Source organism: Nonomuraea antimicrobica, from assembly GCF_039536965.1.
In the GTDB taxonomy this organism is placed as follows: domain Bacteria; phylum Actinomycetota; class Actinomycetes; order Streptosporangiales; family Streptosporangiaceae; genus Nonomuraea; species Nonomuraea antimicrobica.
The window spans coordinates 19,003-36,308 of sequence record NZ_BAAAZP010000212.1; the positions used below are offsets into that span (position 1 = coordinate 19,003).

The window sequence follows — 17,306 nt, forward strand, 5'->3', positions numbered from 1 at the left end:
GAACACCCGCAGGTCAAAGGCCGAATGGTCATGATGATTTCAGCAGAGCACCACGTTGCAGTAGTTCACCGGGATCGCTCTTGCCGCTCCTCGTCCTGACGCGATAACGCCAGGCCAACGCATCGGTGGTGCCGCTCGGGGTCCTGGGGGATGCGCCACGAGATCGTCTGCTGTTCCGTCTCACGTGTCCTGGTAGGTCCCGGTGTCACGCCGCGCCGTTTTGCGGCCCCCGATATTATGATCACGCGGATGAGCGACATCAGCGGCCCCCCGATCGCCCGAGTGGACGTGGTGCGCGACGTTCACCACGGCATCACGCTCGACGATGCCTACCGGTGGATGGAGGCGGACGGCGAGGAGTTCCACCGCTGGCTCGACGGCCAGGCCAGCCATGCCCGCGAGCAGCTGGACACCCTGCCCCGCCAGGAGGAGCTGCTGACCCGGATCCGCGAGCTGGGCGGCGCGCTCCCGCAGTACTCGGACTTCACGCCGGCGGGCGACAGGATCTTCTACCTGGCGCGCGAACCGGGCGCCAGCGTACCCGTGCTGATGGTGCGTGACCCCGAGGGAGCGAGCAGGGTCCTGTTCGACCCGGACACCGTGCCCGGCGAGGCGCAACACGCCATCGCCTGGTACGTGCCCTCCCCCGACGGCCGTCACATCGCCTGCGCCGTCTTCCCGTCCGGGTCGGAGGAGAGCACGATCCAGGTCATCGACGCCGGTTCCGGTGCCATCCTGGAGACGATCCCGCCAACGACGCGCTTTGCCTTCCTGAGCTGGCTGGAGGACGGCCGGTCGTTCGTCTTCCACCGCTTCGTGGCTCCTCCGGCGGGCGCTCCGCCGGAGGAGCGCCGCCTGGACAGCCGTTCCTTCCTGCACCGGCTGGGCACCGACCCGGCGCGGGATGAGGTGGTGCTGGCGCGCGGGCTCAACCCCCACGTCGAGCTGACCCCGCAGGATCGGCCCTTCCTTGTGGTGCCGCCGCGCGGTGAGTGGATGCTGGCGATCGTCTCCCGCGGCGCACTCGGCCCCTGGACCAGCGAGCAGTTGAGCGATTGCTCGCTGTACGTGGCGCCACGAGCCGCGCTCGCCGATCCGGCCACCTGCCCGTGGCGGAAGGTAGCGGGCGTGGCGGACGGTGTGACCGCCTTCGCCACCAGCCACGACACCCTTTATCTGGTCTCCCATCGGGACGCGCCCCGCTCCCACGTGCTGGCCGTTCCGTTTGCCGTACCGGATCTGTCTCGAGCCCGGGTGGTCGTGCCCGCGGGTGAGCGCGTGGTGGAGGCGGTGCGGGTCGTCGGCGACCGGCTGCTGGTGCGCGATCTCGACGGTGGCGTCCATCGGGTACGGCATGCGCCCCTGTCCGGCGGCGAGCCCACCGACCTCCCGCTGCCGGTAGAGGGCGCCATCTGGGAGTTGACCACCCACCCGGAACGGCCCGAGGCCCTGCTGCTGGCGGCCGGTTGGACAGACGCGCCGCGGCTCTACCGCTACGACGGCGAAACCCTCGAGGACACCGGGCTGGCGCCGCGCTCACCGGTCGACTTCGGCGACGTGCACGCCCGCACCCTGCATGTGCCCGCGAGGGACGGAACACAGATCCCGCTCACCGTCATCCACCACAAGGACCTGGAGCTGGATGGCGACAACCCGGTCCTGCTCACCGGCTATGGCTCCCATGGCATGTCCGAGCTGCCTGAGTTCCGTCCCGAGATGCTCGCCTGGTACGAACGCGGCGGCGTCTACGCCGTGGCGCACCTGCGCGGTGGCGGCGCCTATGGCCGGGAGTGGCACGAGGCCGGGCGTGGCCTGCGCAAGGAGGCCACCATCACGGACTTCATCGACTGCGCCGAGCACCTCATCGCCCTGGGCTACACCCGGCAGGGACGGCTGGCGGGCGAGGGCGTCAGCGCCGGCGGCATCCCCACTGGCGGCGCGCTGGTGCGCCGGCCGGAGCTGTGGGCTGCCATGGCGATGCAGGTGCCGACGGTCAACGCCACACGGACCGAGTTCAGCGAGAACGGGCCGATCCACGTGCCGGAGTTCGGCAGCGTCACCACTGAGGATGGCCTGCGCGGTCTGCTGATCGCTGATGCCTACCTGCGGGTCGAGGACAGCGTGCCGTACCCGGCGGTGCTGCTGACCACCGGGCGGCGCGACGCGCGGGTGCCGCCGTGGCAGCCGGCGAAGCTGGCCGCCCGCCTGCAGGCGGCCAGCGCCTCCGGCCGGCCGGTACTGCTGCGTGTTGAGGAGCACGGCGGTCACGGCGCCGGCTCGACCCGAGAGCAGGAACATGCCCTGCTCGCTGATGTGCTGGCCTTCCTGTTGCACGCTTTCGAGGCGTCACGATGAGCACGACTGAGCAGCGGGCCCTTCGTCATGTCGCGTCGCTGTCGTCCGGCGGGCCGCTCGATCCCGGCCTGCGGGTGACGCCCCCGAAGTGACCGCATGGTGCCGCCGTGCCGTCGCTGAGTACCTCGTGCCCGCCCCCGACCCGGTCGCGGCTGGCATCGACGGGTCCGGTGCACCGCGCAGCAGGAGCAGACGGACCAGTGCGGTGTCGGTCGGGGCATCGAGCGCTCTCCTCAGCGAGTTGCGGCCGGTCAGTGGCGTCGGCGGCCTGGGTCGTGTTCGGCGAGCGCGGCGGCGACGGCTTCGGTGCTGGGCTGGACTGTAGATGCCGAGGGAGCGGCCTTCCGCTCCCGAACGTGCCCCAGCCGCCGGGTAGGCCTGGACCTCATGGTGTCTGAGATGAGCCGCGTAGCGCGGTCGGCTGCCCGTCGGGTGTGCGCGGGTGGGGCGGGCCGTGTCAGGTCGTCGTGGCGGCGGAGAGCAGAAGGATGATCGCCAGGCATGGGATGAGGGTGGCCGGCCGCGATGATCACGGACGTGGCGGCGTTTCAGCGTGGAATCACCCAGGCGGGTGCCCAGGTCTCGGCGGCGTCGTGGCTGGCTGGTGTGGCGATGAAGTGGGCGCGGAGGGCGGCCAGTGCTGGGTGAGGGTTGGGGTGGTGCAACAGGAGGGAGTGCGGGTAGACGGGGATGGGGTCGGTCACCGGGATGCGGCGCAGGCCGTGGTCGGTGGGCCAGACCAGGCGGGTGTGTTCGCCCATGAAGGTGGCCAGGGCCGGGGTGTCGGCGATGGTGTCGAGGAGGGCGTCGGAGCCGAAGTTGGGGCCGGTTGCCTCGATGGTGAGGCCGAACTCGGCGACGAGGTCGTCGTAGTAGGCGGCCCATTCGGTGCCGGGGACGATGCCGGGCATCCAGATCCGGTGCCCGGCGAGCTGAGCGATCGTCACCGACCGGGCGTCGGCCAGCGCGTGAGCGGGCCCGGTGAGGAGCTGGAGCGGCTCGTCGAGGACCCGGACGGACTCGATTTCCGCGGGGAGGGGCCGGCCGGGCATGGCGACGGCGCGGAAGGACGCGTCGATCGCCCCGGAGGTGAGGGCGGCGACGGCCGCCTCGACGTCGGGGTGCCCGTAGTCCTGGCCGAAAATCCAACGAACCTTCCCGTTACCTGCGATAACACAGCCGCTCGCGGTCGTTGATCCCGGCTCCGAACACCTGGTGACGACGGTGTTCGGCCCCAGATCCGCCATCGGCAGGGCTGAGGTCGGCCAGCCACAGGCCTATCGGTGAACTGGTCGGACAGCAACGGCGGAGAATCCAACGAACCCACCAGTGACAATCGTTATCTTGGGTCTTTGCCTCTTCTCGCAGGTCAGAGCGATATGATCTTGTCAGGCAGGTAAGGCGCGGTGCTGAACCGGGCAGCCATAAGCGCGAGGTTCGCGGCCCTGCCCCGCAAGCGCGGTGATCACCAGGAGGTGGTCGGCGTTCCCGGGCAGCGGCGGCCAGCGCGGCATCGGCCGGCGCGTCCGCCGTTCACCCCTTCTGCATGGGCCCGGAATCCCCAGGGGGTGCATCGAGCTGTGTTTTTGAGCCCCCGCTTGCGGCAGCCCAGCGAGGTTCGACGCAGGAAACCGGGGAAGGGCGCCGTCCGCGAAGCGGCCGTGGTGAGGGGGCAACGCCCCTATGCCAGGGTGATCACATGACCGAGAACCAGACCCCCACGCCGGTCCCGCTTCCCCCGCCCCTGCGCTTCCTGACTGAAGACGAGAACAACACCGTCTTGATTCACGTCCGTGCCGTCGTCGGCAAATTTTTCCCCAATGACGTCGTCAAAGAGGATTCCTTGACGGCGCGCCCGACCACTTCGACGGCTCGGAAAATTTGTGGTCGGACGGCGCACCCGGCACTGTGCCCGACACCAGGACAGCCTGACGCCCTCACGACGCACTGCGCAGCTCAAGGCCCGGACGGCGATCCGTCGGCCGGGCCCTGAGCGACGCACTGGCAGCACTGCGCCCACTGACGGCCGATGCGGGGGGTGCTGCACCCAATCAGCCTGTCGCCGGCTCGGTGAGCCGCGCTTCGAGGTCGGCGATCATCTGGGTGAGCAGGCTGGTGTTCTCGCGCCGGACCGCCTGCGGGCCGACCACCTCGATGCCGGCGACCTTGGTGATGCACTCGTCGGCGGCCTTGGCCATCATGCCGAACTCCTGGCGCGCGATCGAGTGGGGGTTGGCGGCCTCGAAGGTGACGATTGCGGTGCATGCCCTTGACCGACGTCATCGCCGCTCGTGCGGCCGACATGGCGTCGCGGGCGCTGAACTCGTCGCCGTGCCCGGAGCGCATGTAGCGGGTGACGAAGACCCGGCGCCGGCGGGGCTTTGTGATGGCAGGAATTTTCCAGGCGATCGCCCCGGTTGGCCGCGACCACGCGGGCGATCTTGACGGCCGCCGCAGGCGGGCGCCGTCCTTGATGCCGACGCCGGCGGCGATGTCGGCGTAGGTGACCTCGCGGCCGTGGTTGCTGCGCAGCCAGATCATCACTGCTGCGACGTCGGTCTCGGCGCGGGTCCAGCCCATTTCATCACGGCGGCGGCTCACAGGTATTTCCCGTTCTCGTCCATGAAGGCCGCGAGCGTGGCGTCGTCAAGCGAGCCGCCGCTCAACCTGGCTGGCTGCGCCCACCCCCTTGGCCGGAGTGCCTTCCATTCCATCGCAAAGGGGGTGAGAGTGTCGAAGGATGATCGTTATCATCGCAAGGGGGCGGGGTGACGTCCAGCCGGCTGTGCTGCCAGAACTCTCCAGCCTCCAGGTATGAAGGTCCAACTGAGGCTCAATTGAAAGGAAGACCGTGGGCGAAGACTATGCATCCGAAGCCACACAGTTCATCGAGTCCTATTACTCAACGTTCGATACAAATTTCAAAGATATCGGGAGCATGTACCGGGAGAGCTCGGTTCTGATCTATACAGAAAACAGGATCGACGGTTCAGGCGACCCGGCCGTAGGCGTGCGCAGCATCGTACAGAAGCTCCAGGTCATCCAGTCCTGGAGCGACAAGGGCATCAAGCACGACATCGACCTGCCCATCGACGTGCTGCCCATGGCAAACGGCTCCCTACTCGTTGTGGTGCAAGGGGAGTTCATTCCAAGTGGTGAACTGTCGCTAAACTTCGCCGACACGTTCGTGCTCATGAAGGATGGCGGCGCGTACTACATCGGCTATGCCATCATCAATATGGTTGATTTCATACTTGATGATTGATAGTTGTTGCCTGAATTCTACTCCTGGTGAGTTCAGTTCCCCCTCAGGGCCACGCGGTTGGATCCGCTGAAGCTCTGGGAGTTCCGGGCCGACCAGGGGACTGCCCCTTTTCACCGGTACTTGGTCTGCATCCCAACCTGCCCCAGACGCACAAGAGTCCGGAGCCTCCCCGGCCCCGGGCTCTTCCACGCTCACCCTCTACTGCAGGCGGTACAGCCTCCACTCTCCGTCGTCCGGCCTGTACGGCCAGGCCAGGTCAGTGCTTGCCGTACCGGCGGTTTACCTGCGCTGCTCGTCGACCAGCTCGCCGTGTTCCCAGGTCCACTCGGTCACCCCGCCCCCGCCCGGGTCGACCACCGCCACTTGCACGCGGTAGCACGGGCGAGGCGACGGCGGCATCCCCGGCCGACTGCCGCGCGAATCGCGCTTGGCCCGGGCCTGGATCTGCGGCCAATAACCGGGGGTCGTGTCGCCGTAGATGGTGAGCGGGTTCTCCACGATCCAGGTCATCCGGTAGGGGCGGTACAGGTGCCCCTCCGCCTCCCAGCGCAAGATCTGCTCCGCCTCGACCACGGCCGTTTCCTGCGCCTGGTGCCGGTAGCTCCGCCGCCATAGACCGTGCCTGACCAGCACGGCCAGCAGGAACGCGAGCGCGATCCCGGGCAGTGGCCACAACCAGGTGTCCATGTTCGTCCTCTCTTCGCAGGTGGCCTCGGGCGGGGTGTCCGGCCCGCCCTCCTTCACTGCTTGGAACGGGAAGGCTTCGGGGCGGGCTTGGCGAGCTCGGCGCGAACGGCGTCAAGCTCGGTCTGCAGCCGCTCGGCCCGGCTCGCCAACGCGGCGCGCTCACTGCGCTCCTGGTCGACCTGCTGTTCGGCGCGCACGGCCCGGCCCGTGATCGCCTCCACCTGCGCGGTGTGGGCCTGGGCGATCTCCTGGCGGCGGGTGTCGGCTTCGGCGCGCTCCCGCTCCAACTCGGCGCGGGCGTCGTCGGCTGACTGCTCGGCTCGCGTCACGCGCTGGCGGGCGTCGGCCACCTGCTCGGCTGCTTCGGCGCGCATCCGTTCCAGTACGGCGCGGGCCTCCTCCCGCTCCCGCTCGGCCTGCGCCACGACGGCCGCGCTCGCGGTCCGAACGCGCTCGACCTCGGCGGCGGCCTCCTCCCGTGCGGCCTGCACCTGGGCGGTCGCCCGCTGCTCGGCGGCGGCCACAGCCTCGTCCCGGTCATCGCGGGCGGCCCGTACCTCGACGGCGGCGGCCTCCTGGAGGGTCCGCGTCTCGGCCTCCAGCTCCACCCGCAGCCGGGCGAGCTCGTCGACTGCCTGCTCGGCGCGCGCCTCGGCCTCGGCCACCTGCTGCAAGTCGTTCCCGATCCTGCTCGCTTTGGTGGCGCAGTCGGCGGTGGACCAGCTGGACGAGCCACCCCCAGCGTCGTCAGCCACGTCAACCGGGTGGTCCCCAGCTCGGTCTCGACCACCAGCAGCCCGTCCAGATCTCGGCGCATCCGATCCGTCAGCAGCGGCGCGACCCGCTCCGACGTTAACGCCGTGGCCCCCTTGCGGGCCGTCCCGACCATCTCCATCAAGGTGACGACACCCGGCCGCTCGACCTTCGCGCTGCTCAAGAACTCCGCGGCCTGATGGAACAACAACGACGGCGTGTCGTGTTCCATCGCCCTGTCGAGGAGGAACTGCAGGAATTCTGAGACGATCTCAACCGGTTCGCCCGCCGCATCGAGCAGTTCGACACGCGTACCGCTCTCCAAACGCTGTTTTCGGACCCGCACCGACACCTCCGCAACCCGGGTCCCACTCGGCTGACGAACTGGTCAGGTCATGTGTCCAGTGGAGCCTGTGGGACGAGAGGTGTCCATGTAACAACATAGCTGGCGGTGTCGGTGACCACCGTCTCGGGCTTGGGTCCGCTGTCGAGGTTGTGGATGGCGTCCAAGATGAACAGCAAGTCGCGCGGCGTGTCCGGCACGACCAGCCCTCCGATGCCCATCACCTGGTCGTCTACTGGGGCAGCGCACCTATGTCAGAGGCGCGGCATTCCTCAGCTGATCACGCCGTCCGAGCCGTCGGCGTTGGGGCTGACGCTACTGAGTCTTCATCAGGTCCCAGAAGGACCTGTGACGATCGGCGCCCGGCAGCCAAGGCGCGAGAAACCATGCCTCCCACTCGCTGTCAGAGGTCTTGACGTGGGGATTGAGGAGGTATTCTCCATCGTCCCCGTACCCGACCAGAAGGGTGTCGGGCACATACTCCCCTCTCAGATTGATGCAGTCCTGCTCCGCTCCGTAGACGAAGTAGAGCTCATCAGGCACGCTCCAAGGCTTCGCGCCTTGAGGGGACGACCACACCTCAACGACTTCGGGCTCAAGGTCACGGAGCCAGCCGACTTTCGCGGCCGGCAGTAGGGGGTAGCCGAACTCTTCGTCGCCCCAACCGTTGGCGAACAAGAGGAACTGCCGATAACTCGGCGGCAGGCTCGTGCCCAGCCGGTCTTCAAGTTGGCCAACTTCTGACTCACTGGCTGGGGGACGGAGGCCGTGGCCCGAATCAGATGGTGAGCGGTCCGGATTCTGGGCCACCAGGCCCTTCACTGAGAAGAGGCCAGACCATTCGTACTGGGTACTCATGGCAGTTGATCTTATCCGTCGGCGCTGACATTCCATCCGACGCAGGGAACCACGGCACCGGCTGCTTCGGCGCTATGAACGCCGACTCCGCTGGGGGAGCAGTAGTTTCCCGCTGAAGGTTCGCGGCTCGTGCGGCGAGGTAGGTCCGCTCAACACGCCGTCGCCGAGGCACTCGCGGCCCTGCGCCCGGCGCCCGTTGAGGACGCCCCCCCCGGCTCGCCGGCCCTCGGTCGCGGTCTGCCCCACTGCGTGCCCATCCACGGCCAGGACTACGGCCAACCCCAGGATGACGGCTCCTACCGGTGTATCCGAGGGCACTCCTTCACCGGTCTCTAGATCCGCAGCGCGGCGTGGGCGGGTGGGCCCCACGCGGCCTTGCCGCCTGGCCGGCTGTGGACACCGGCGTCGAGGTGGAGGCCGACGAGTGCGTGGATCACGGTCCACCCACGACGTGGCAGGTTGATCCGGAACAGGCCCACCTCGATGCTCTTCCGGTAGTGTCGGCCCATGTCCCTCCTTTGCCGTTCCTGCGCTCACATCGACAAGGTACGGGGCCGCCGTCAGGTTCCGGCGAGTGCTCGGACCAGGGCTTCGAGGTCGTGCGGGTAGGCGCGTTCGGACGCGGCAGCGTACCCAATGAGCAGGCCGCCGGGGCCGTCGCCGCGCCAGAGCGGAGAGGCGGCGCGCAGCGCGATGCCTCTGCGCTCGAACTCGGCCAGCAGCTCCACTTCCGCGGGACCCCCATCGGGAAGCAGAAGAAGCGCGCGCAGCCCCGCGGCCACCCCGGGCAGGGCGACCCCGGGCAGCGGCTGGCCGGGCCCAGGGCCGAGCCGGGCGAGCAGCAGCTCACGGCGGCGGCGGTAGCGCAGGCGGGCGGCGCGGATGTGGCGGTCGCACTCGTGGGTCTCGATCAGCCTCGCCAGCACGAGCTGACATTGGCCCCTCGTCATGGGATCTTTTGGTGGCGCGGGCATCCATCCGGCTATTCCAGTTAAAGCATTCGCCACAGCCGGAAGCATTAAAATCCGGGAAGATGAAGAGGCTGTTTGTTGCTTCATGAGTTGCGTTGCGGCCTATTTATTTCAACTCTCTGGTGGCGCGCACTATCCACAACGATACGTGCACCAAGTGGCTGCTGAAGCTTGAGGCTCACCTGACGCGCGTACCCCTTCATAAGGGTGTTCGCTGCTGGCGCAGGACAGTTCGCCTCCAACTGAACACCGATGACCACGCGGGAAGGCGACTCTTCTACTTCCGTATTTGTCACACGCTCACATTGCACTGCGTCGGCCGGCCTTGAGAATGTCAGTTCCACCGTGAGCGTTCGGCCATCCGCCGACAGCGTCGCCCAATTAATAGGTTGCCATTCCGGGCCGCCACAACTGGCCAAGGAAAGGGTCCCTGCCAGAAAAATCGTCGCCCGGCAGATCTTCGCGCTAGTCGTGGCGGCCATGGAGGTATCCTATCTTCTATCGGCGCTTCATGACGTCGCCGCCGAAACCGAGGCGTGCATCATGTATGTCACTAAAGGTTGCCCGGCACAGCGTGTCGCCCTCATGCTTACCGCCGCCTGAGAGTATGCCCTTTGCAACCACGTATCCGTCTGACTCCAGAGTAAATACTGGACCGCCGGAGTCTCCGGCCTTCGGGCAGCCTCCGTCGCGCATACCTCAGCGCCGTTGAGCAAGTCGCCTACCCATTGCTGACTACCAGCGTAGTTCATAGGGAAGGTCTTGTTGATCGCGTTAACCTTCCAGTTGCAGCTCTGGCCGGTTGCAGCGCCTCCCACGCAGTAGAGGTCACCGTATACGACGCGACGGGTCCAGCTGCGCCGCACTGGCCGCTTCGTGGGAGAATCGGTGCCGCCAACGAAAATGGACGCCGTCGGCTCGATCGGCCCCGTGTAGTCAAGCAGCGCGATATCGCCGTAGGCAGACGTCCTGCCCGGAAGCGGGATGGAGCCGGTGTTGTCCTTCCAACTGGACCAGAAGACGGTCCCGATACTCTGACTGCCCCTCATGATGTTCTCAATGTCAGCGTCTTCGGGAACGCAGTGTCCGGCAGTAGTCATGTATCTTTCGCCATCCGTCCCTCGCCATGCGAAGGCCGTTGTGCACTGAGTTCCATCGTTGGTGACGTACCGGCTCCCGCCATTAATGAAACTGTCGCTGTCATTGTCGCGTGAATCCATGACCTGCATCCGGGTGGCACCCGGCTTCAGCCAGATGACCATGCTATTGGTTCCGTACCGCTGAGCCAACGCCAACCGCAACTCCGGCGTTACGGCGTTCGCAGTAAGCAGAACTTTGTTGCGCTCCGGCCACGGCGCTGCAGAGACGATTCCGCCAACGCCAGGCAACTGACTCGTATTCAGCGTGAATATCTCACGTGCTATAGAGGTAAGCCGGCCGTAGCTGTTCCCCACGTCTGCCACTTGAGGATTGAAGCTATACTCCTCAGTCGGCCCTGCGGGTGGCTCGACGTCCTCATCGATGTCATCACCTTCGTAAGTGCCCGGCACCGTCCAGTCGATGTTGCCCAGGCCAAGATAGGCTGTTCCCGCGAGAATCTCTGAGGCGGTCTGCTGTCCTGCCTCAGAGGCAGCTGGAACGATGACGTTGCCGGTCACCATGTCGACGTATGGTGGCGCGAGATCGTTTCCGTGGGCTTCGGCCCGATCGTAGGCGGCGCTCAGGGCGTGCGCTTGTGCTTCCGCCATCTGCAGGACATCACCGCCCCAATTACTCGGGGCGGTGAACACTTCGACGCCGTCTGGCCCGGCCGGGTTGACCACGACCGGCCCGCCTACGGGGGCGAAGGTCGCAGTGAGCTTGGGCGGATCCATTTCCATTGTGTTGTCGACTGAGGCGTAGATCCGGTAGTTGGCGCTCTTGTTCTCGGCTGGAGACATGAGGACGACGCCGTAATCGCCGGCATCGCCGGCCCACTGCCGTGCCATGGAGGTGATGTCCCAGGTCATGGGAGCCGGATTGCAGCTTCCGCCAATGCTGGACCTGTTGGTGACGGCGTTATCTGTGGTGTTGGAAGGCTGAGAGTTCCACGTGACGGTGGAAGGGCTCCACGCACTGGTCACGCGACGCACCTGGATGCCGGCGCCGACGGTCGTCCCGCAGCTCGGGCCGTCGATGTTGAGCAGCGAGAGGGTCACATTGCTGATGGCCTGACCGACAAAGGGAGAGGCGTCAAACTTGAGGTAGGCGCGTGATGCGGTACCATCCGACTCTGTTCCCGCCTTCAGAACCTCCCCAGTGGGAAACGCCTGGTCGGGCATGACGCTCCAAACGTCGGCGTCGGCGGTTGGAGTAATGCTGAACGCGGACTGGATGGTCACCGGGTAGAAGGTGGCGGTGTCGGCGAGGTAGTCGGCAGTGCGGGATCAGGGTGCGGGCTCCACGTTGAAAGTCCTGGAAGAGGCGAAACTGATCGACACCCGGCAAGAGCCCGCCCTGGTCGCCGAGTACCACCTTCTGCTGCAGATGACCACGTGGGGGCGCAAGGTCGCCCGCGCCGGAGGGGTCGATCCGGGGCGGGCTCTGTCGCCCAAGCGCGGCATGCTGTCGCAAGGCCTGTGGAAGATGCTGACCGAGGTGTGGGCCGCCGACGGTGACGGTGGTCATCCTGCCTGGCAGATCTCGATGGCATGGGAGTGGCTCACCAAACGCGAGCCAGAGCCGTACGTGCAGGCACGTCAGGCGCCCTCGGGTAGCCGGTACGCCTATCGCATGCATCTGACCGAGGCCGGCCGCGCCCACTATCGCCAGCGGTGGCCGACTACGTCCGCAGCTATCCCGATGTCGACGCCCCGCACCCGGACGGGGTACCGCTGTGGCCCGAGCAGGTCGACCAGGCCCTGGCCGCCCTACGGGCGCGCTGCCTGCAACTGCGCGGCTACCTGACCGAGGCGAACGCCGGCCTGGAGCACTTGGCCGCCCTCCCCGGTCTCGTCCCCGCCCTCGAGGTCCCCTTCACCAAGAAGGGCCAGCCGGCGCCGCCGCCGAGCGTCAAGGCCAGCGTCGCGCGCCGGGATCGGGCCGCTCAAGCCTGCCGGCGGGCGATCGACAAGGCCGCGGCCCGCTTCACCACGGCGCTCGAACAGGCGGCCGCTGCCTACAGCGAGGCGCTGACCGTCCACCGGGCCGAAGTGGAGGAACCCTATCGGGACGCCTGCGTCCATTATGTGCTTGCGGCAGCCGCAGCCGTTCAGGCGGCGGCAGACGGCCGAGACCCGATCGGCGCCGTGAAGACCGCCGACCCCGCGGCCATCACCGTCTGGCCCTGGCTGCCGGAGGCGCCCGTCACCGGACTGGCCGACGTCGACGCCAGCCTGGATGCCGCGCGGCTGCGTGCGGGAGGCAGACCCGCCAAGCGCAGACGGCGGACTGTTCCCGTTCAAGCACCCGACCTCCTGCGAGAGGGCAGCCAGATCACCGGCTACGGAGATGCGCTGGCCGACCTGGTCAGCCAGGGGCGGCTCAGCCGCCTGCTGCTGCGCCGCCGCTCCTGAACGCTGCCGCCCGTGGCCAGCGCTGGCGGAGCCCAACATGAAGACGCCCCGCTGGTTCGGAGTGGGCTGTAACAAGGGGGAGGTTTGCACCACTTCCTGGTGTCAGAGAGAACAGATCCGAAGTGAAGGGGCTGGGCGGTGGCGGATGATGCGCACTGGTTCACCGGCATGTACGACGAATGCCGCCAGCGCGTGTGGGCCTATGTGGTCAGCCGGGCGGGGCGGCAGGTGGCCGACGAGGTGGTGAGCGAGACGTTTGCCATCGCCTGGCGGCGGCTGGACGACGTGCCCGAGCCGGCGCTGCCGTGGCTGCTCGGCGTTGCCCGCAATGTTCTTCGCGACACCATCCGGGCGGAGGTGCGCAGGGAGGCGCTCGCCGCGGAGCTGCGGTCCTGGACCGAGGGGGACGTGGCCGAGCAGGTGACCGAGCGGATGGCCGTGCTGCGGGCGCTGGCCGCGCTGCCGGAGGACGACCGGGAGGTGCTGATCCTGGTCGCCTGGCACGGGCTGTCCCCGAAGGAGGTCGCTCACGTGATCGGTTGCTCGTCGGCGGCCTTCCGCGTCCGGCTGCACCGGGCGCGCAAACGGCTCAAGCAGGCCATGGCGGCCGATGACCCGGCCAGGACCGCCGAGGCGGCACGGCCCCGCGTGCAGAATCTCAGTGAGGAGTGGTGGGCATGAACCCCGTCGACGACCTCCGGGCTGTCAGGCCCGCGCACCTCGGTGACCGGCCGGTGGACGAGCACACCAGGTCGGCCGAGCTCGCCCGCGCCATGGCCGGGCCGCGGCAGGCACTCCGCCGGCGGACGGCCGTCCGGCCCGTGTGGGGGATCAGCCTGGCCGGGGCCGCCGCGGCCGTGACCGCCGTGGCCGTGATCGTGTCCGGGAACGGGCCGGCGCCCGATCCCCGGGCGCCCGACGGCGGCCCGCGAATCGCCCCCAGCGCCACCCCGGACGTGACCGCGAGCACCACGCCGAAGGTGAAGCTGTCGGCGCGGGAAGTGCTGCTGGCCGCCGCCGAAGAGGCCGACCGGCAGCCCGACGGCAGCGGCGCGTACTGGCACAGCGCCTCGGCCCGCAGGACTCTGTACGTCGCGAAGCACGGCGGCTACGTGGTCGAGCAACGGTCCAGGACCGAGACGTGGACGCCCCGAGCCCTCAAGGGCGAGCAGTGGTTCCGCAGCCAGACGCTCGGCGCGCGGCCCGCCACGGAAGCGGACCGGAAGGCGTGGGAGCGAGCGGGCTCCCCGCCCGAGATCAAGGTCGCCATACCGGGCAACAAGATGAAGCTGTCGGTGGCCCTGCCGACCGCCGCGCGCCCGGCACGGACCGAGCGCAGCCCGGTGGCGAACGGGCAGGTGTTCTGGCTCGGCCGCAACGTCACCATGAAGGACCTGCGCGGGCTGCCGAGCGACCCTGACAAGCTCAAGAAGTGGCTGGCCAAGTCCTACGACGGCCACGACACCGAGTCCGACAGCGTGCCGATGGCGCAGGACACGTGGTTGTTCCGGGTCAGCGTGGGGCTGATCACCGACATGCCGGTCACGCCCGCGGTGCGCGGGGCCGCGTTCCGCATGCTGGCCGACCTCGACGACGTCGAGGTCATCGAGAACGTCACCGACGCGCAGGGCCGCCACGGCACGGCGGTGGCGGTCGAAGAGCGGAGCAAGGAATTCGGCGTCCTGCAGAGCCGGCTGGTCTTCGACGAGTCGAGCAGTCGCGCCCTGGCGATCGAGAGCGTCGTGGTACGGCCCGGCACCACCCAGATCGGCCTCGAACCCGGCACAGTGTGGAACTCCACCGCCCTGATCGAGTCCGGCTGGACGAACTCCAAGCCGTCCTGAACTCCCCACCACCAGCGGGCCCGGCGGTCAATCGGGCCGGCGGGCCTCCTGCGCCAGGCCCCCACACCCGCAGAAAGGTCCATACAGCCGCCCACGCCACAGCGCGAAGGGCGGCGTCGTCGATCGCCAAGGTCCCCATCTGCGTCCGGGCCTCCAGCGGGCCGACGAGCAGGGAGGTGAACTGCTCTGCCGCCAGATCGTGGGCGGTCGCGCGCAGGCACCCAGCCAGGGGTGAGCCCATGACACGGCCCGGTGCTACCGCCGGTGTGACTTTGCTGGACGGCAGCCCGCCAGGGTGTGGTGGCCGTTGCGACCCGGCCGTGGGACGAGTCCGTAGAAGATCCGTGGCGCGCCGTCGAGGGTCAGCGTCGCCTTGCCGTCGGCGACTGGCACCTGCCGGACCTGCCCGATCGCATTCACCTGTTGCACGGCGGCGTTGGCGGCCGCCACGAGCGGGGTCTTCGTCGGCCAGGGGTCCACCCAGACCTCGGGTGCCGGGAAGTGCCAGTCGGCGCGCTGGCCGGCGGTGTTCAGCAGATAACCGTCAGCGCGGTTCCACAGCACGACCGCCGGGCCTCGGGGCGTGTCGAACCACAGGCCGAAGGTCAGCGGATCGGCGAAGGTCAGCCGGCCTCGGAAGGTGGCCTGGTCGAAGGTGCGGGCCGCTGTCGCGTACGCCAACAGGGACGGTTTCGGGCTGAGATCGCGGTTCATGAGGCCGAAGTGGTACTCGACGTTGTCCGGATCGGCGACCTGTGGCATGCCGAGCACGCTGTCGTGGAATTGGTACCAGCAGACGCACCGGATTCCCTCGGCCTTCGCCAGGGCCAAGGTGAGCAGCACGTTTTCGGCGGCGTGGCGGTATGTGTCGTGCCACCAGCTGTTGGGCTTGGTCGCCGCGTAGGCCTCGGTGAGCCAGATCTCCTTCTCGCCGTGCTCGGCCATCAGCGCTTTCAGCTGCCGCAGGCCACCGTAGAAGTTCCAGTACGTGCCGTTCCCACCGGCGCTCCAGTCATCACCGGGCGGAACGTAGTCCGGGGTGAAGTTGCCGCGTCCCGGGTGGTAGGCGAAGGCGTCGATCAGGTCCCAGCCGCCGGCCGCGATGAAGTTCTCCACCCACGGTTTGTCCATCCCGGCCAGCCCGTTGTTCATCAGCTTGACGGCGGCACCGGTGGCCACCCGCCGATCGAAGACCGGGCGCAGCGCCTTGTCGAGGTAGGCCTGCGCGGCGTCACCGGTGTTGAACGGCCGGTTCAGCTCGTTGCCGACTTCGAAGTAGCCGGCGCCGGCGCCGGCGGCCACCGCCAGTTTGTCCGCGGCCCAGGTGGCCGCTTCGCTGTCGGTCACGGTCAACGATGGCTGCAGTTCGATGTTGTGCCGGATGCCGCGCGCGTCGAAGGCAGCGGGCGGCAGGCCGGGTCCTCCGTCGTACGCGATCCGGACCACGCTGATGCCGACCCGCTGCCACAGGTCGAGGACGGCATCGGCGCTCGGCCGCTGTAGCCAGGGGTAGTTGGCGATGCCGAACATGCTGTTCGCGCCGGCCTGATAGTCGTACGGCGGTAACACGGCGAGGTTGCTCCGGGCGAACGCCTCGTCGTCGCCTGAGCGGGCCACCACCTCGGCCAGGGCTATCCCATCGGCCGGCGCGGGCAGGGTGAAGGTGTGCTGCCAGGTGCCGGCTGCCGCGACGCTGCCGGTGACGGTTGTGGTTGCCAGCATTTCGCCGTCGAAGCCGCGTACCCACAGGTCCAACTCGACCGGCCGGGCGTCGCCGCCGTTGGCCACCAGGACGGTGAGTTCCATCTGTTCACCGGACGATGCGAACAGGTTGAAGTCGCGGTTGGTGGTGAGTTCGATGCCGAGTTCGCGGCCCTGGCCGATGGTGGCAGTGGCTGACGGACGGGTTTCGGAGAAGAAGAAGTCGGCGCGGCTGGTCCAACCGCCGGCCGGGTCGGCGACGCCCGGCGCGTGGACCCAAGTCGCGTTCGTCCACGCTTGGCGGGACCGGTCCAGCAGGAACAGGCCGTGCAGGCTGTCCCAGGTGGAGGTGTGCGCGACGCCGAGGGTGTCTTCGTACGGGATGCCTCCGCCGGCGTCACGGACCCATGCGGTGATCGGGATGTAGTCGTCGGGCGCCGTCGGTGCCTGGATCGCCCGGCTGAACAGAAAACCGTCGGGGACAAGGGTGCCGGCTCCGGTGACCCGCCATTCCAGCCGGGCGTGGGAGGTGGACAGGCTGAACCAGCCGGTGACGGTGGTCGGGCCGGCGGCGGCGTCGAAGGTGTAGTCCATCCTGATCGCCGGCGTTCCGCCGGGCAGCGCGCTCAGCGTCGGGGTGCCGCCGATGGATAAGTGGATGCCGGTGACGCTGTCCTTGACCTGAAACTTGGATCCGGCCGACCGGGTCACGCCGGCAGCGTCGCGGATCGCGAGCCTGCCGCCGGGGCTGGCCAGCAGGCTGATGCCACCGGCGGTCAGGGTGACGTCACCGGCTGCGGCGTGCGCTGTGATCGGGGTCGGTTCTGCGACGAGTACGACACCGGCCGCAAGGGCCGCGCCGAGGAAGCCGCGGCGGGTGAGGGCGGGCCGGGGGAAGGCCTCGGGCGTCATCATCTGCTCCCGTCCTAGGCGCCTTGATAATACGCATCTTCAGCTAGGTAAACGGCACGTTTC

At 68.2% G+C, this 17,306-nt stretch carries 16 protein-coding genes and 2 pseudogenes; 6 read left to right on the top strand and 12 right to left on the bottom strand.

Annotated elements, in window-relative coordinates; translation table 11 throughout:
* Positions 1–249 precede the first annotated feature (249 nt).
* Positions 250–2,355: a prolyl oligopeptidase family serine peptidase gene (locus tag ABD844_RS45855; RefSeq protein WP_344893807.1), complete on the top strand. Its 2,106-nt coding sequence runs from the start codon at positions 250–252 to the stop codon at positions 2,353–2,355.
* 548 nt (positions 2,356–2,903) lie between these two features.
* Here the strand turns inward: ABD844_RS45855 and ABD844_RS45860 are convergent.
* Positions 2,904–3,602 carry a LysR substrate-binding domain-containing protein gene (locus ABD844_RS45860; protein ID WP_344893810.1) on the bottom strand — a complete coding sequence of 233 codons (699 nt, stop codon included), beginning with the start codon at positions 3,600–3,602 and terminating at the stop codon, positions 2,904–2,906.
* A 452-nt stretch (positions 3,603–4,054) separates the two neighbouring features.
* Between ABD844_RS45860 and ABD844_RS45865 the strand changes: the two genes are divergently transcribed.
* The gene (locus ABD844_RS45865) at positions 4,055–4,348 is read left to right on the top strand and encodes a hypothetical protein (protein ID WP_344893813.1); all 294 of its coding nucleotides are present in this window, start codon (positions 4,055–4,057) and stop codon (positions 4,346–4,348) included.
* A 58-nt stretch (positions 4,349–4,406) separates the two neighbouring features.
* On the opposite strand, the gene ABD844_RS45870 is transcribed toward ABD844_RS45865, so the two are convergent.
* On the bottom strand, positions 4,407–4,556 hold the full coding sequence (locus ABD844_RS45870) for a hypothetical protein (RefSeq protein ID WP_344893816.1): 150 nt from the start codon (positions 4,554–4,556) through the stop codon (positions 4,407–4,409).
* A 650-nt stretch (positions 4,557–5,206) separates the two neighbouring features.
* On the opposite strand from ABD844_RS45870, the gene ABD844_RS45875 reads away from it, so the two are divergent.
* Positions 5,207–5,620 (top strand): ketosteroid isomerase family protein, encoded by a 414-nt coding sequence (locus ABD844_RS45875; protein ID WP_344893819.1) that lies wholly within the window; start codon positions 5,207–5,209, stop codon positions 5,618–5,620.
* A gap of 279 nt (positions 5,621–5,899) precedes the next feature.
* On the opposite strand, the gene ABD844_RS45880 is transcribed toward ABD844_RS45875, so the two are convergent.
* From ABD844_RS45880 to ABD844_RS45910, 8 genes and pseudogenes are all read right to left on the bottom strand, one after another.
* A complete protein-coding gene (locus tag ABD844_RS45880; protein WP_344893822.1) occupies positions 5,900–6,307 on the bottom strand; it encodes a hypothetical protein in 408 nt (135 codons plus the stop codon).
* 53 nt (positions 6,308–6,360) lie between these two features.
* Positions 6,361–7,062, bottom strand: coding sequence for a coiled-coil domain-containing protein (locus tag ABD844_RS45885; RefSeq protein ID WP_344893825.1), 702 nt, complete (start codon positions 7,060–7,062; stop codon positions 6,361–6,363).
* Positions 7,063–7,241: 179 nt separating this feature from the next.
* Positions 7,242–7,292: pseudogene (locus ABD844_RS53490) on the bottom strand (hypothetical protein); the annotation flags it as partial.
* Between the two features lie 426 nt (positions 7,293–7,718).
* Positions 7,719–8,261, bottom strand: a complete 543-nt coding sequence (locus ABD844_RS45890; protein ID WP_344893828.1) for an SMI1/KNR4 family protein — start codon at positions 8,259–8,261, stop codon at positions 7,719–7,721.
* 332 nt (positions 8,262–8,593) lie between these two features.
* Entirely contained in the window at positions 8,594–8,770 is a 177-nt protein-coding gene (locus ABD844_RS45895; RefSeq protein ID WP_344893831.1) for a hypothetical protein, read from the bottom strand.
* 51 nt (positions 8,771–8,821) lie between these two features.
* Complete coding sequence (locus tag ABD844_RS45900) at positions 8,822–9,187, bottom strand: hypothetical protein (protein ID WP_344893833.1); 366 nt, start codon at positions 9,185–9,187, stop codon at positions 8,822–8,824.
* A gap of 128 nt (positions 9,188–9,315) precedes the next feature.
* A complete protein-coding gene (locus tag ABD844_RS45905; RefSeq protein ID WP_344893836.1) occupies positions 9,316–9,714 on the bottom strand; it encodes a hypothetical protein in 399 nt (132 codons plus the stop codon).
* Positions 9,715–9,741: 27 nt separating this feature from the next.
* Positions 9,742–11,613 carry a DNRLRE domain-containing protein gene (locus tag ABD844_RS45910; protein WP_344893838.1) on the bottom strand — a complete coding sequence of 624 codons (1,872 nt, stop codon included), beginning with the start codon at positions 11,611–11,613 and terminating at the stop codon, positions 9,742–9,744.
* A gap of 432 nt (positions 11,614–12,045) precedes the next feature.
* On the opposite strand from ABD844_RS45910, the gene ABD844_RS45915 reads away from it, so the two are divergent.
* The 3 genes from ABD844_RS45915 to ABD844_RS45925 all read left to right on the top strand — a co-directional run bounded on the left by ABD844_RS45915 (position 12,046) and on the right by ABD844_RS45925 (position 14,630).
* Positions 12,046–12,786, top strand: a complete 741-nt coding sequence (locus ABD844_RS45915; RefSeq protein ID WP_344893841.1) for a hypothetical protein — start codon at positions 12,046–12,048, stop codon at positions 12,784–12,786.
* A gap of 138 nt (positions 12,787–12,924) precedes the next feature.
* Entirely contained in the window at positions 12,925–13,467 is a 543-nt protein-coding gene (locus ABD844_RS45920; RefSeq protein ID WP_344893844.1) for an RNA polymerase sigma factor, read from the top strand.
* A complete protein-coding gene (locus ABD844_RS45925; protein ID WP_344893847.1) occupies positions 13,464–14,630 on the top strand; it encodes a CU044_5270 family protein in 1,167 nt (388 codons plus the stop codon). Before ABD844_RS45920 ends, ABD844_RS45925 begins: the two co-directional genes overlap by 4 nt.
* A gap of 70 nt (positions 14,631–14,700) precedes the next feature.
* On the opposite strand, the pseudogene ABD844_RS45930 reads toward ABD844_RS45925, so the two are convergent.
* Positions 14,701–14,871 (bottom strand): annotated as a pseudogene (locus ABD844_RS45930) (TetR/AcrR family transcriptional regulator C-terminal domain-containing protein); the annotation flags it as partial.
* A gap of 14 nt (positions 14,872–14,885) precedes the next feature.
* Positions 14,886–17,246, bottom strand: a complete 2,361-nt coding sequence (locus ABD844_RS45935) for a hypothetical protein (RefSeq protein WP_344893850.1) — start codon at positions 17,244–17,246, stop codon at positions 14,886–14,888.
* Positions 17,247–17,306: the final 60 nt, after the last annotated feature.

Coding starts and splice junctions, on each gene's coding strand:
- ABD844_RS45855 (WP_344893807.1), top strand. CDS start 250: ATGAGCGACATCAGCGGCCCCCCGATCGCCCGAGTGGACGTGGTGCGC.
- ABD844_RS45860 (WP_344893810.1), bottom strand. CDS start 3,602: ATGGCGGATCTGGGGCCGAACACCGTCGTCACCAGGTGTTCGGAGCCG.
- ABD844_RS45865 (WP_344893813.1), top strand. CDS start 4,055: ATGACCGAGAACCAGACCCCCACGCCGGTCCCGCTTCCCCCGCCCCTG.
- ABD844_RS45870 (WP_344893816.1), bottom strand. CDS start 4,556: ATGATGGCCAAGGCCGCCGACGAGTGCATCACCAAGGTCGCCGGCATC.
- ABD844_RS45880 (WP_344893822.1), bottom strand. CDS start 6,307: ATGGACACCTGGTTGTGGCCACTGCCCGGGATCGCGCTCGCGTTCCTG.
- ABD844_RS45890 (WP_344893828.1), bottom strand. CDS start 8,261: ATGAGTACCCAGTACGAATGGTCTGGCCTCTTCTCAGTGAAGGGCCTG.
- ABD844_RS45895 (WP_344893831.1), bottom strand. CDS start 8,770: ATGGGCCGACACTACCGGAAGAGCATCGAGGTGGGCCTGTTCCGGATC.
- ABD844_RS45905 (WP_344893836.1), bottom strand. CDS start 9,714: ATGGCCGCCACGACTAGCGCGAAGATCTGCCGGGCGACGATTTTTCTG.
- ABD844_RS45925 (WP_344893847.1), top strand. CDS start 13,464: ATGAACCCCGTCGACGACCTCCGGGCTGTCAGGCCCGCGCACCTCGGT.
- ABD844_RS45935 (WP_344893850.1), bottom strand. CDS start 17,246: ATGATGACGCCCGAGGCCTTCCCCCGGCCCGCCCTCACCCGCCGCGGC.